The organism is Shewanella sp. ANA-3 (genome assembly GCF_000203935.1).
Lineage (GTDB): Bacteria > Pseudomonadota > Gammaproteobacteria > Enterobacterales > Shewanellaceae > Shewanella.
In genome coordinates, this window is the sequence record NC_008577.1 from 4,457,135 (window position 1) to 4,471,202 (window position 14,068).

Here is a 14,068-nt window from a genome sequence, read left to right on the forward strand (position 1 = left end):
GGTTTTATGCGTCCAGCCGTTATCGCATTAGCAGTATCTTCAACTTTGGTTTTTCCTGTCGTACACGCAGAAGAACAGGCCAGCAGCTTTGAGAAAATTGAAGTCGTCGGCTCGCGGATCGCCCTGCGCACCGCAACCGACAGCGTTGCCCCCGTCGATATCATTACCGCGGAGCAACTCGAATCAACCGGTATGACCGAAACGGCTAAGGCGCTGCAATTTGCCGCGCCAAGTTACAGTTTCCCCTTCTCATCGGTCACCGATGGCTCAGATGCGGTGCGCCCTGCTAGCTTACGCGGCCTGTCGCCAGACCACACACTAGTACTGGTAAACGGTAAACGCCGCCATGGTTCGGCGCTGGTACATTTAAGCGGCACTGTCGGCAAGGGCTCATCTAACGTCGATTTGAACGCGATCCCGATGACATCAATTAAACGCATTGAAATCCTGCGTGATGGCGCCTCGGCACAATACGGCTCAGATGCGATTGCCGGTGTTATCAACGTAGTCTTAAAAGATAACGACCAAGGCGGTAGCGTCTCGGCTCAAGCGGGACAGACCTATTTGGGTGACGGTGAACAATGGCGCGTAGGAGTGAACCACGGGATCAGCTTAAACAACGACGGTTTTGTGAATATTGGCGTCGAAGCTCACCATAAAGACAGCACCAACCGCGCAGGCTTAGACCCTCGTCAACAATATCCTAAGCTGCCAGACGGTTCAGATGATCCGCGCGAAGCAACATTCAACCGCAAGAGCCACCAAGTCGGCGACGCCGAATACGATAACTTAGGCTTATTTATCAACGCGGCGCAGCCTTTCTCAAACGACAGTAAACTCTATGCCTTTGGTGGCATTAGCCAGCGTGAAACCAAATCCGGTGCTTTTTATCGCCGCGCGCTCGATGCCCGTAACTTGACCGAGCTGTATCCCGACGGCTTTTTACCGCAGATCAATCCTAAGATCATCGACTCATCATTAGTCCTAGGCTATGAGTTCACCCTCGGTGAATGGAATATCGATACCTCAGCGGGCTATGGCGGTAACTTGTTCGAATACAACATTGTAAACACCCTAAACGCATCACTCGGCCCAGATAGCCCGACGGAATTCGATGCGGGCACACTGTCCACCAGCGAAGCAAACCTGAATATCGATGCCTCGCGCTACTATAACTTTGCCAATGACTCAGAGATCTTAGTGGCGACGGGTGTCTCTTGGCGCCAAAACGGTTATCAGATTGAGGCGGGCGAACCGGGTTCTTATATCAATGGCGGTTATGATAACCGTGCAGCGGGCAGCCAAGGCTTCACTGGCTTTACGCCTGAATCAGAAGTCGATGAAACTCGCGACAATACCGGTGTTTATGTTGAGCTTGAAAACCAATTAACCACAGAGTTTTATTGGGCAGCGGCGCTGCGTTACGAAAACTATTCTGACTTTGGTGGCAACACCAGCTGGAAGCTCGCAGGCCGTTACGACTTCACCGACCATTTAGCCCTGCGCGGCACAGTGAACACAGGCTTTAGAGCGCCGAGCGTACAACAACTGTACTTCAGCAATATCTCGACCCTGTTCAATCCTGATCCGACTACGGGCCAGTTAGTGCCAACAGAATCAGGCACTTTCAACACCTTATCGCCAGTGACTGAGGCGCTAGGCATTAACGAGCTCGACCCAGAGCTGTCGCAATCCTTCAGCTTAGGCTTGGTGTACACCAATGATACGGGCCTAGCCCTAACCTTGGATGCCTATCAGATTTCAATCGATGACAGGATTATCCTCTCAAGCTCAGTGACGCCAAACGACTCACCGGCTGTTGCGGCGGCGCTAGCCAATACCAATGCAGAATCGGCGCGCTTCTTTATTAACGCCGTCGATACTCGTACTCGCGGTGTTGATTTAGTGGTGAGCCAAGATTTTGATCTCGGCAACTGGGGCGATTTACGCGCCAACCTGGCATACGCCTATAACAAAACTGAAATCCAAGATATTCATTTCCCTGAAATTTTGGACGGACTCGGCCCTAAACTCTTCGATAATATCGAACAAACCCGCATGACCTCGGCCACGCCGCACAATACAGGTAACCTAGGTCTGACCCATGAATTAGGTGACTTTAAGACTAATATTCGCCTCAGCTACTTCGGCGATTACACTGTGGGTTACTCGACGGGTGACGTGAATTACAGTGACCAATGGGTGATGGATTTATCCGTGCGCTACGCCGCAACCGATGCCTTAAGCTTCACCGCTGGTGTGCAAAACCTGTTTGATGTGTATCCTGAAAAACGCCCTGATGACAATAACTTCAATGGTATTTTCGTCTATCCGTTAACCAATACACCGTTTGGATTTAATGGGGGATACTACTTCCTCGAAGCCAAGTATACTTATTAAGCCGCAAACAATGAAAACAGGCCATTTATGGCCTGTTTTTTTATGTCTATCGCTTATGTTCTAACGGCGGTGAACTGATTATAATCTTTACAATTCACTCATTTACTTACGCCATATCGAGTACCCCATGATTGTCGATACCTTAGCTAATCGCCATATTTATCAATCACTCAGCCCACGCATTGCCACGGCATTAGCGCATCTCGCCAGCACTGACTTTAGCCAATTGCCCGTTGGCAATTATCCCCTCGATGGCGAGGATATTTTCGTAATAGTCAACGATTACCACACCAAGCCACAATCGACCGAACCCTTTGAAGTACATCAAAAATACATCGATGTGCAGTATGTGGTCAGTGGCGAAGAAGAGTTTGGCTATCTACCATTGGCAGGCCAAACCCCATCAAAACCTTATTTCGAAAAGCACGATTACGCCGAGTTCGATTACGAGTCGAATAAAGCCAACGCCTCCTACATACAACTAAAGGCGGGGATGTTCGCACTCTTTTTCCCCGGCGATATGCATATGCCCGGCACGAGTGATACACCGACAGCGGTGCGTAAAGTCGTGATAAAAGTGAAGATCTAACAGCTGTGTGAATGATGACCACAGCCAGCGGTCGGTTTTTAGTGGAATAGCGACTTAAGGGCGCAGTGATATGCGCTTTGGCTATTTCCGAATCGGGCGAAATATTGTTAAAATTGCCACAAATTTAAAGGAGAGTCCCTGAAATGCCTATGTACGTTGTCGGTCACAAAATCCCCGATTCTGATTCAATCTGCGGTGCTATCGCGTTAGCTTATTTAAAAAACCAAATCGGTGAAGAAGCCGTTGCCGCACGTTTAGGTGAATTATCACCCGAAACCGCTTTCATTCTGGAGCGTTTTGGCTTTGAAGCGCCAGAATACAAAACCAGCTATGCTGGTGAGCAGGTCTATATCGTTGACCACTCTGAACAGACTCAAGCACCGGACGATATCGCTCAAGCGACTATCGTAGGTATTGTGGATCACCACAAATTAGGCGATCTGACCACTGATACGCCTTTAGAGTGCTGGATCCGCCCAGTAGGTTGCAGCAACACAGTAATCAAGATGATGTATGACTTCCACCAAGTTGCCATCCCTAAAAATATCGCTGGCATCATGATGTGCGCCATCCTGAGCGACACAGTGATTTTCAAATCACCTACCTGCACCACAGCCGACATTCGTTGCGTTGAGGCCTTAGCCGAAATCGCTGGCGTTGAAGACTTTAAAGCGCTTGGCATGGAAATGTTCAAGGTAAAATCGGCAGTTGAAGGCACGCCAGCACGCGATCTCGTGATGCGCGACTTTAAAGACTTCAACATGAACGGTAACTTAGTGGGTATCGGCCAGTTAGAAGTAATTGATCTGTCAGTATTTGATTCAATCAAAGCCGAGCTGGAAGCCGATATCAAAGCCCTGAAGATTGAAGGCAACCGTCACAGCGTACTGTTACTGCTGACTGACATTATGAAAGAAGGATCAGAGCTGTTAGTGGTTTCTGACGATGCCGATCTGGTTAACCGTGCCTACGGCAAAACCCCAATCGATGGTAAAGTATGGTTAGACGGCGTATTAAGCCGTAAGAAGCAAGTTGTGCCACAACTGCAGGCCGCTTTCGCTTAAGCAACCATTTAGTTGTAATACATAAAAAGCCGAACTCAGTTCGGCTTTTTTGTGCTTTCGATTTAGTCACCACCATAAAATCGGCATGAAACTTTGCTCATAAAGCTATCCTAAATTTGGCTACGCCGAGTAATATGGGATGATTCATTCTCGCACTCTGTTTTCATCATGCCAGAAGCCCTACAACACCTAATCACCGAAATGACACCTTGGTTGCAGCAATACGGTTATCTGCTGCTATTCGTGGCCATTGCCGTCGAGGGATTTGGGATTCCTGCACCGGGCCAATCCTTACTGATTGTTGCCAGTTTATTGGCCTCGACGGGGCAAATGTCGCTGCCATTAGTCCTCATCGTTGCCTGCGCCGCCGCCCTGAGTGGCAACAGTTTAGGCTACTTTATCGGTCGCCGCTTCGGTGAGGTATTGCTGCAAAAAGGTTGGATAAAGCCGCAGCTTGAGGACAAGATCCACAGTGTGATTGGCCAGTATGGCATTGCAGCCTTAGTGCTCAGCCGCTTTGTCGAAGGGCTTAAGCAGTTTATGTTTATTGGCTGCGGCCTAGCCAAAATGCCCTTTAAGCAATTCGTGATGGGCAACCTACTCGCCACCAGCATTTGGGTAACGCTTTTTGGCTTAGGTCCAGTATTCATCCGCGATGAAATCGCCCCAATACTCGCGTTTTATCATCAACATAAATACCCGACATGGGCAATCGTTAGCCTGCTTTTAATCCTTTTACTTCATTTTAGTTGGCGTAAATTTCAGGTTAAAAATCAGTAAGGCGAGTACGATCCTTTACTCAGTCTCTACCTTAGGTTGAGGCTGAGTTGGTTCATTCGACGGAATCTCGTTAGAAGTATTTTTCTGAGGTTGAGGTTCATCATTGATTATTGATTGCTTGTCCCTGGACTCAGTTACCTCTTGTTTGGTCTTATCATCAACTTCACTCGGTTTACCATCTGTCGCTTGCGGCTGTGTTTGTTCATCAGCTTGTGGCGGCGTAACTGGGGGACTCACCTCACTCGGTGCTTGAGCCTCTTGTGGCTGGGGTTGCTCACCTTCAGGTAGCGGCTCGACTAACACCACGGGTTCTGCTGGGGTACTGGTTTGTGTATCGCTGGTATTTGTTGCCTCAGAGTCGGGCGCCAACGTGGCTAAATCTTCATTCGCTGGGCTTTCTACCGCATGTTTAGGCAATTGATTTCGATATAAATCAATCATCCCCATCACCTCGGACAGCGCCTTGGCGTGGTCTGGCGTTAAGATCCCATTATGCCCAGAGACAATTTCATCGGACACGGCCAGCACCCATACTGCCTGCATATTGGCGTCTGGACAGGTTTGCACGCTGCGCCGCGCTTGCAGGCGAGCACGGATTTTCCAACCCGAATGCGGCAAGGTCATCATACAGCCTGGGATTTGATCGTGAGCCATTAATGCCGAAGGCATCTTCATCGGGGTCGAACAATTACCGCCAGAACATTTATCGATATCGTGGGTAATAGCCCAAGAGTTACCCAGCGCCCGCTCGCCGTCCTTGATGTAATTAAAGGCCTCTTTTACCGCAAAATCGCCCTTAGATTGCAGCACCACCATACTCGGTTTTTGCCTATCTAGGCTCATCAGAGTATCGAGTGGCTTAAAATCCTGCGCTGGCGCGGCAGGGTTTAACAGTAAGAAAAGATTCGGGTTATCCTGCTCATTATCGATGGCCGCCTTGATTCTATCTTTACTGGCGTGCAGCACCACTAAGCCGCCAAGGCTGTGACCAATCACGGTATAACGCAGTAATTGATGTTCAGCCACTAACCCATCCAGCTTATCCAGCAATTGCGATAGCCCGGTTTGCCCAATGCGTTTGGCCACGGCTTTACGCTGTAAAATGGTCGGAAAATCCAGCGGTTCAATCCAACTGGTGGCATCTTCTGAGCCATCGAGCCAGAAGGGATCCAGCTTGTCGCCTCGCCAGCCTATATATAAACCCAATAGATTACGCTGGGAGTCGGATGCCGCCATCTGCTGATAAAACTGCTCGAACGCGACAAAGTTTTCGTCCGTCGGATTGGCACTATGGTGCCAGCCGTGGACAAAAATCAGCAGTTCGGGAGCCGTGCCATTATTGGGTTGTAAAATCCGCGCCTTGAGCCCTTGCCATTGCCCATCGTTGTGTGGCTGACCTTGATCATTAAATTCAATCACATGCAGATTTTGCGTAGCAATATCAGGGCCGGGGATGTGATAGGCTTGGTCAGGAATAAAAGGAAGTAAAATACCGAGGGACAACAACATTAAAAACAGTAACTTGTACTGCGTAAACTTCTTAAGGCTCATTTATGACAACTAAATTATGGCCAGACTAGGCCAATATAGACACGCTGCTGGGACTAACAGCAAAATTGGCCAAATTATACGCTAACCCCAAATTTCCAGCTAGAGCCGACGACGCCTTTTATCATCATGCTTACTCGAGTTAGCGCCAAGTGTCGGGCAGCTTCACTTGACTCCAAAGGTCATCGCACAATGACGCGGTATGTTGCCACTGACCGCTGCAAATCCATTTCACTAAGGCATCGCCCACCTGTGGATAGGTGATGGGATTTGGCGATGCCGCCTTGAGCCAACGTTTGACCACGCCCGTATCCAGACTCATCATACTGTCACCTGCGCCCAATAATTGGAGCGCAGCCACATTCGACAACTGTTCAAATTGACCAATCAGCGGCTTGACCAACAACTTTTTCCCTAAGGTCAGCGCCTCGCTCGCCAGCTCAAATCCGGCATTACCAATCACCCCACCGCAGCTCGCTAAGTGCTGTTTAAATCCGTCACGATTAAAACCATGCCATTGAATATGGTCGGCAAGCGGTGTTGTCGGCTGCTTAGCGTGATACACCAAGAACTGATAATCCGTAAATGGCTTAAAAAATGCGGCGATCGCATCCGCCTCTTCGAAGGGTAAATACACCAAAATTTGATGGGTATGTTCAATAGGACTGGCATCGACTTCAACAAAGGGAGGTAGGATCGGAAAACCAAAATGATGCCAATGGCACCCCAGTGCCACATCTACTGGCGCAAAATAGTTGAGTAGTAACTCATTAAACCAAGTGCTTCCCAACTTAGGCACTGGATGCGTCAAGGCCGCTTGATGACTTATGCCAATGGAAGGGACGCCTTGACGCCTCGCCGCCCATGCGGATACGGGTTCAAAATCATTCAGCACTAAGTCATAGCAACTCAAATCTAATGCTTGGATATCCTTAAGCAATGACAAAGAGCAATTTTGTCTTACCGTTTGCGGCACATTCACCCGCCCAGAGTGGGTTGCAAAGGTCATTCCCGCCTGTACGCGATACTCCCCAAAACACTCCATATCGAAAAAATGTTCAGGCTTACGCCCCGAAAACAAAAAGTCGACTTGAATATTGTGCTCAATTAAGGCTTTTGCCATCACTCGAGCACGGCTTAGGTGGCCATTCCCTGTGCCTTGAACTCCGTAGAGTATTCGCATTGCTTATCCTTTAACTGTGAATGAAATATTGGTGAATCAAGGAGATATCCAACGAATAAGCGCCTGACTTGGGTTAAATCACGGGATGTACCAGCAGCACAGCACCCGTACCTAACAGAGCGCCGGCAACAATATCTGAAGGGTAATGCACCCCAAGTACAATGCGTGAGGCACCAATACAAAGTGCCCACAGGTAAGCAAGAGGCGCAGCCACGGGATACACCTGCGCCACACTCGTGGCCATCACAAAGGCGGCCGCCGTGTGCCCCGAAGGTAGGCTGAATCTGTCTGAAGGTTCGAATCCCTTCTCAAACCCAATCAAGGCGTGACAGGGCCGAGTGCGGCGAATGCTATTTTTGAGTAATAAGTACAGTGGTAATTCAACCAAAAAACTCGCCAACAGCAGATTGAACAGGCTCTGTCCTTGGGAGTGTGTCAGCATCAACCCGACGGCAAGGTACAAATACACATGCCCATCTCCAGTTGCTGATATCCGCTTCGCCCAGTCATAAACACCGTGACGTTGGCTCAAACCTACAATGCGATAAAACATGCGCTTATCTAAGTCTGTAATGTAACTCAACATAAAACAGGCTCCTTGCTGGCATGCCAGCGAGTATCATGGCGATGTTAATGAGTGCATTCTCTCGACAACCGTTAGCGTCTGCATGTTTTAACGCCCTGTCAGACGACTATTTCACGATAGAACCCCACGCTAAACCCTATGGCGACTTAAACAGATATTGCTTAAGTACTCAGTGTTAAGGTGAGACTAAGAACTGCCGATGACGGCAAAGTGACATCAGGCCTAAAGTTTTATGACATTCGCGCAGAGGAAATGAATCGCAAGGGATGAAGTAATGACTGCAAAAATAGGAAAACGTGCGGGGGAGATACAGTGCTGCCCTGATGCTAAGCTCGGGCAACACTGTCAGAAAACCTTCAAGCGACGGCTTGTTCCAACGCTTTGGCGCGGTAAATTTTCGTCAGATGATAGATATTAATACAGGCTACGAAAGCGTTCATACCTGCAACTGGCCAGGCTGAAATAAATACGCCGTAGATTACAAACAGGGTACAGCCGACAAAGTTTAACCATCTTAACCAGATGATGTTCTTCATCATAAGTGAAATTGCCACCATCACTGAGGCAAAATAACCAATAATTTCAATTGTGTTTACAGCTTCCATAGGCACCTCTCGAAGGCCCTCTACCGTCCATAAGCGTAACGGGGGGTCCTTGCCCCTAAAGCAAATTAAGTTAAGTAAGTTAATTTAAACTTGGGATATAATACCAAAACACGCAACAGAGTTGTAATAAAAAACCGTTATTTAATGACCGATATCAAGTTTTGAGGACAAACCCCTGTTAAGTGACGAAAGTTTACAACAGAAGTGTTAACCCCCAAGTGCAACAATACCGTGATTGATAACACTTTTCTTTTCAGTAATCCCTTTTATACTGGCGTAAACTCGCTAAACTGTACGCAACGCGGATCAATAGGAGTGTAAATATGGAATACAACACCTCAGAACTATGTGACATGTACTTAGATGTCGTAGATGTAGTCGAGCCCATGTTCAGTAACTACGGTGGTTGTAGCTCTTTTGGCGGTTCTATCAGCACAATTAAGTGCTTTGAAGACAACGGCCTAATCACCGAGGTCTTACAAGAAGATGGCCAAGGTAAAGTCTTACTGGTTGACGGTGGTGGCTCATTACGCCGCGCCCTGATCGATGCTTCTATCGCTGAAATCGCAGTCAACAACAACTGGGAAGGCATTATCGTTTACGGTTCAGTACGCGATGTGGATGCACTGGAAGAGTTAGACATCGGCATTCAAGCCCTTGCCTCAATTCCAGTGGGTGCCGATGGCAATTCAGTGGGCGAAGTGGAAATTCCGGTCAACTTTGGCGGCGTAACCTTCCTCCCAGGCGATCATATCTATGCCGATAACACCGGCATTATCCTGTCGCCAGAACCACTCGACATTGAGTAATGACAAATTACCTATCAAGAAAGCCAGCTAAGCTGGCTTTTTTATTGGCTGTTTTTCGCTAAGTCCCATTGAATATTCGTCCTTGGGTACGCCACAATATCTCAGTCCCTACCGATAAGAATACGAATCCATGTCTGAATTTATTCCATTTACTCAAGCCGATGTCGCCAGCTTAGTGAGCCCAAGAGCGGGTGAAACCAAAATTGGTCAATGTGTACATTTGGCCAATCACGAACATCCGCTCGAGGCGATACTCGCCACCGCCAAAGCCCACGGCGCTCAATTTGCCATTCTAGGCGTTGGGGAAGATATCGGCCCACGAGCTAACCTAGGTCGAGGCGGCGCCACCGATGCCTTTACCACCAGCATGCGCCAATGGTTGAATTTACAGTCGAATCGTTTTCTTTCGGGCGCCGAATGCTTGATTTTAGGGCAAGTTCATACGGCGGATCTGCAATTACAGGCGCAGGATGGCGAAGGCGCAAGCCTACCCCATCTACGCCAGGCGGTTGAGCAACTCGATGAACGGGTGATTAGTATCGTTAGCGCCATACAAGCCGCAGGGCTTGAACCCATAGTGATTGGCGGCGGCCACAACAATGCCTACGGTCTGTTAATGGCGACTTCGGCCCATTATCAACGCCAAGTTGCCGCGGTGAATTTAGATCCCCACAGTGATTTTCGTCTACTCGAAGGGCGCCACAGTGGTAACGGCTTTAGTTATGCCGCCAATCGCGGCGCGCTGGGTTATTACCATGTGCTCGGCTTACACGAGCTCAAAAACAGTGAGGCTAATTTACAACAGCTGTCTGACTTTGGTGGCACTTGGCATAGCCTTCAACAGATCTGGATTCGCCGTGAGGTGAGCCTCACAGAGGCGCTGCAGGAGATTGCTGGCAAACTCAATCACACCGCCCTGCCCGTTGGCTTAGAGCTCGATGTCGATGCCATTGCAAAAATGCCCAGCAGCGCCTCAACGGCGGCGGGCATTCCGTTGCTCGATGCCGCGCACTATATCAGTTACATCGCCAGCCATTGTCCCTGTGCTTATTTGCACTTGGCCGAAGCCGCGCCGAGCTGCCATGAGGCGGGTACTGAAGCCGGATTTAGGGATGTCGGCCAGAGTATCAGCGAGTTAATCTATGCCTATGTGCAGGCAAGGCGTCATTTTTTAGCCCAATAGCATGTTAAGCTTGCGCCCTTGTGGGCGCTAAGCTATTCACCAAATCCTGATATTGTGGTCTAATGCCAATCCATTTTATCGGGTCGGCGCACTCAACATTGGCCAATGCCAAACGCCTCAAGCCAACGCCTTGAGGAGAGTTTACTAACTCGATCACAGAGTGATAGATCAAAGATTCAGCAAATGCAGGCGATGGCTTACACTCGCCACTAATACTTTGCAAAACAATAGGAATACATTGATGTCTGAGGGCGAATCTAAAAATACCCACTTTGGTTATAAAACCGTAGAGGCGGACAAAAAGGCCGATCTCGTTGCCGGCGTGTTTCATTCGGTTGCCGCCAAGTACGATATCATGAATGACGTTATGTCCTTCGGTATTCACCGTTTTTGGAAGCGTTACACCATTGAAGTTTCTGGTGCGCGCCCTGGCATGAAAGTACTCGACCTTGCAGGTGGTACTGGCGATTTAACCGCTAAGTTCTCCCATTTAGTGGGCGAAAAAGGTGAAGTGGTATTAGCGGATATCAACGATTCTATGCTGAAAGTGGGCCGCACTAAACTGCGTGACCGCGGCATCGTTGGCAATGTGAGCTATGTGCAAGCCAACGCCGAAGCGCTGCCTTTCCCCGATAACCACTTCGATATCATCACTATCGCCTTTGGTCTGCGTAACGTGACCGATAAAGACGCGGCGCTGCGTTCAATGAACCGCGTGCTTAAGCCAGGCGGCAAGTTGTTAGTGTTAGAGTTTTCTAAGCCACAGCACGAGCTGATGCGCAAAGTCTATGACTTATACAGCTTTAAAGTGCTGCCGAAAATGGGTGAAATCATTACTAAAGACGCCGACAGCTATGAGTATTTAGCCGAGTCGATTCGCATGCACCCAGACCAAGAAACCCTCAAGCAAATGATGGTTGATGCGGGCTTTGAACAGGTAGATTACACCAACATGACCGACGGCATTGTTGCCCTGCACCGCGGTTATAAATTCTAATGATGCCGCAAGAAGTGGTGTTACTTGCCTGCGCCGCCATTGAGACGGGTCTGAAGCAACTTCAGACCCAAGCCGGCGACGCCTATGCTCGCCAGCGTCAGTTACATGGCAAAGTCTTTCGCATTCAATTATCACAACTCAGTTGGCCAATTTACTTAGTCTTCGCCAAAGAAATCCAAGTGCTGAGTCGCTATGAAGGCGATGTGGATGTCAGTCTGCATGCCGATGCTACGACGCTCTACCGCGTGACAGAAGGTGCTAACCTCACCGAACTCATCAAGCAGGATAAGCTCAGCCTCGAAGGTGACCTCAATCTGTTACAAAGCTTCAGCCATTATCTGCGTAGCATAGAGTTTGATTTTGCCGAGCCACTGTCGCGTTACTTAGGCGATGGGCCAACCCATAAACTGCTGAGCACGGGACTACAGGCTAAAACCTTAGCACTTGAAGTGCTGCGTAAGACCCGCTCGCATTTGGGGCAACTCGCTATCGAAGAATATCGCCTTGCGCCACACCGGATTGAACTCATTCATTTTCGCGATCAAATGGATGACTTAGTTGACGACACTCATGCGCTCGAACAACGGATTGCCAAATTAAGAGACCAAATTAAGCCATGACCCTTGCCAGTATCCGCCGCGGTTATCATGTCATTAAAACCCTACTGCAATATGGGTTAGATGACGTATTACCGCCAAAGATGACCCCTTGGTACTTTAAACTCGCCCGCAACAGCCTGTTTTGGATCCGCAACAAGCACAAAGGTAAATCCGGTGGCGAGCGTTTAAAGCTGGCGATGCAAGAGCTTGGTCCTGTGTATATTAAGCTCGGGCAAATGCTGTCAACCCGCCGTGACTTACTCAGCGACGAATGGGCCAATGAACTTGCCATGTTGCAGGATAAAGTCCCGCCCTTCGATGGCGCCTTGGCGCGCCAGGCGATTGAAGCCGAACTTAAAGCCCCCATCGAGAGCTACTTCGACGACTTTGACGAAACACCCTTAGCCTCAGCCTCGATTTCGCAAGTGCATACCGCCACGCTCAAATCCAACGGCAAGGCCGTGGTCTTAAAAGTGCTGCGTCCGAATGTAGAAACTAAAATCCAAGCCGACTTATTGTTGATGTCGCAAACGGCTAAGGTCATCGATTATCTCCTCGGTGAAGGGAATCGTCTGCGCCCCTCTGAGGTGATTGAAGATTACCGCGTGACCATTCTAGGTGAGCTCAATCTTAAGCTTGAGGCACTCAATGCCATTAAGCTGCGCAATAACTTCCTCGACTCAGACGCGCTCTATATTCCGTATGTCTACGAAGAGTTTTGCTATCCACGTTTAATGGTGATGGAGCGCATTTACGGTATTCCGGTATCGGATATCGCCGCACTGAAGGCACAGGGCACTAACTTTAAACTCTTGGCCGAGCGTGGCGTAGAGCTGTTTTTCACCCAAGTGTTCCGCGATAACTTTTTCCATGCCGATATGCATCCAGGGAATATTTTTATCTCCCGCGAGCATCCTGAGAATCCTTATTATATCGGCCTAGATTGCGGCATTATGGGCACACTCAGCGAAGTCGATAAGCGCTATTTAGCGGAAAACTTCCTCGCGTTTTTCAACCGTGATTACCACCGTATCGCACAGCTGTATATCGAGTCGGGTTGGGTATCGGAAAAAACCGATCTGCAAGCCTTCGAACAAGCCATCAAGGTGGTTTGTGAACCTATGTTTAACAAGCCCTTAGATGAAATATCCTTCGGCCATGTGTTATTAGAACTGTTCCGCACCGCACGCCACTTCGATATCGTCGTGCAACCTCAGCTCGTGCTGCTGGAGAAGACATTACTCTATATCGAAGGCTTAGGACGTCAGCTCTATCCGCAGCTGGATCTCTGGCAAACGGCGAAGCCCTTTTTAGAACAGTGGATGGCCGAGCAAGTGGGCCCTAAGGCAATGTTTAAAAAGGTATCCACAAAACTGCCATATTGGTCTGATAAGCTTCCGGAATTCCCTGAGCTAATTTACGATAACCTTAAATTAGGCAGGAAATTGCTGAGTTCTCAGCAACAAATGCTAGATAAGTATCTGAAATATCAGCAGCAAGCACACAAGAGTAATTACTTGCTCATCACTTCTGCAATTTTATTGATCTGCGGCACGTTATTGTTCAACCAAGACGCTACACTGTGGAGCCCTTACGTGTGTCTAATTTCAGGCGCGGTGTTGTGGATTATCGGATGGCGATCTAGGCCAAAGAATCGTAAATTTTAGCTAGCACTAATTAATCAGAGGTTCATAATAGAACCGATATCAATTAAGAGGATACCTT

At 48.7% G+C, this 14,068-nt stretch carries 13 protein-coding genes; 9 read left to right on the forward strand and 4 right to left on the reverse strand.

What is annotated here, in order from left to right; genetic code table 11:
- Nucleotides 1–6 precede the first annotated feature (6 nt).
- From SHEWANA3_RS19390 to SHEWANA3_RS19405, 4 genes are all read left to right on the forward strand, one after another.
- Nucleotides 7–2,400: a TonB-dependent receptor gene (locus tag SHEWANA3_RS19390; RefSeq protein ID WP_041412823.1), complete on the forward strand. Its 2,394-nt coding sequence runs from the start codon at nt 7–9 to the stop codon at nt 2,398–2,400.
- Between the two features lie 127 nt (nt 2,401–2,527).
- Entirely contained in the window at nt 2,528–2,989 is a 462-nt protein-coding gene (locus SHEWANA3_RS19395; protein ID WP_011718475.1) for a YhcH/YjgK/YiaL family protein, read from the forward strand.
- Nucleotides 2,990–3,132: 143 nt separating this feature from the next.
- Nucleotides 3,133–4,053 (forward strand): manganese-dependent inorganic pyrophosphatase, encoded by a 921-nt coding sequence (locus SHEWANA3_RS19400; protein ID WP_011718476.1) that lies wholly within the window; start codon nt 3,133–3,135, stop codon nt 4,051–4,053.
- A 168-nt stretch (nt 4,054–4,221) separates the two neighbouring features.
- Complete coding sequence (locus SHEWANA3_RS19405) at nt 4,222–4,833, forward strand: DedA family protein (RefSeq protein WP_011718477.1); 612 nt, start codon at nt 4,222–4,224, stop codon at nt 4,831–4,833.
- A gap of 15 nt (nt 4,834–4,848) precedes the next feature.
- On the opposite strand, the gene SHEWANA3_RS19410 is transcribed toward SHEWANA3_RS19405, so the two are convergent.
- The 4 genes from SHEWANA3_RS19410 to SHEWANA3_RS19425 form a co-directional block, all read right to left on the reverse strand.
- On the reverse strand, nt 4,849–6,384 hold the full coding sequence (locus SHEWANA3_RS19410; RefSeq protein ID WP_011718478.1) for a hypothetical protein: 1,536 nt from the start codon (nt 6,382–6,384) through the stop codon (nt 4,849–4,851).
- 139 nt (nt 6,385–6,523) lie between these two features.
- Complete coding sequence (locus SHEWANA3_RS19415) at nt 6,524–7,564, reverse strand: MJ1255/VC2487 family glycosyltransferase (RefSeq protein WP_011718479.1); 1,041 nt, start codon at nt 7,562–7,564, stop codon at nt 6,524–6,526.
- A 73-nt stretch (nt 7,565–7,637) separates the two neighbouring features.
- Nucleotides 7,638–8,150, reverse strand: a complete 513-nt coding sequence (locus tag SHEWANA3_RS19420) for a phosphatase PAP2 family protein (RefSeq protein ID WP_011718480.1) — start codon at nt 8,148–8,150, stop codon at nt 7,638–7,640.
- Nucleotides 8,151–8,506: 356 nt separating this feature from the next.
- Nucleotides 8,507–8,755, reverse strand: coding sequence for a YgjV family protein (locus SHEWANA3_RS19425; RefSeq protein WP_011073879.1), 249 nt, complete (start codon nt 8,753–8,755; stop codon nt 8,507–8,509).
- A 323-nt stretch (nt 8,756–9,078) separates the two neighbouring features.
- Here SHEWANA3_RS19425 and rraA point away from each other — a divergent pair, with 323 nt between their 5' ends.
- The 5 genes from rraA to ubiB all read left to right on the forward strand — a co-directional run bounded on the left by rraA (nt 9,079) and on the right by ubiB (nt 14,010).
- A complete protein-coding gene (gene rraA, locus SHEWANA3_RS19430) occupies nt 9,079–9,564 on the forward strand; it encodes a ribonuclease E activity regulator RraA (protein ID WP_011624278.1) in 486 nt (161 codons plus the stop codon).
- 130 nt (nt 9,565–9,694) lie between these two features.
- The gene (locus SHEWANA3_RS19435) at nt 9,695–10,747 is read left to right on the forward strand and encodes a formimidoylglutamase (protein WP_011718482.1); all 1,053 of its coding nucleotides are present in this window, start codon (nt 9,695–9,697) and stop codon (nt 10,745–10,747) included.
- Nucleotides 10,748–10,988: 241 nt separating this feature from the next.
- The gene (gene ubiE, locus SHEWANA3_RS19440; RefSeq protein WP_011624280.1) at nt 10,989–11,744 is read left to right on the forward strand and encodes a bifunctional demethylmenaquinone methyltransferase/2-methoxy-6-polyprenyl-1,4-benzoquinol methylase UbiE; all 756 of its coding nucleotides are present in this window, start codon (nt 10,989–10,991) and stop codon (nt 11,742–11,744) included.
- On the forward strand, nt 11,744–12,364 hold the full coding sequence (locus SHEWANA3_RS19445) for an SCP2 sterol-binding domain-containing protein (protein WP_011718483.1): 621 nt from the start codon (nt 11,744–11,746) through the stop codon (nt 12,362–12,364). Before ubiE ends, SHEWANA3_RS19445 begins: the two co-directional genes overlap by 1 nt.
- Nucleotides 12,361–14,010 carry a ubiquinone biosynthesis regulatory protein kinase UbiB gene (ubiB, locus tag SHEWANA3_RS19450; RefSeq protein WP_011718484.1) on the forward strand — a complete coding sequence of 550 codons (1,650 nt, stop codon included), beginning with the start codon at nt 12,361–12,363 and terminating at the stop codon, nt 14,008–14,010. Before SHEWANA3_RS19445 ends, ubiB begins: the two co-directional genes overlap by 4 nt.
- Nucleotides 14,011–14,068 lie beyond the last annotated feature (58 nt).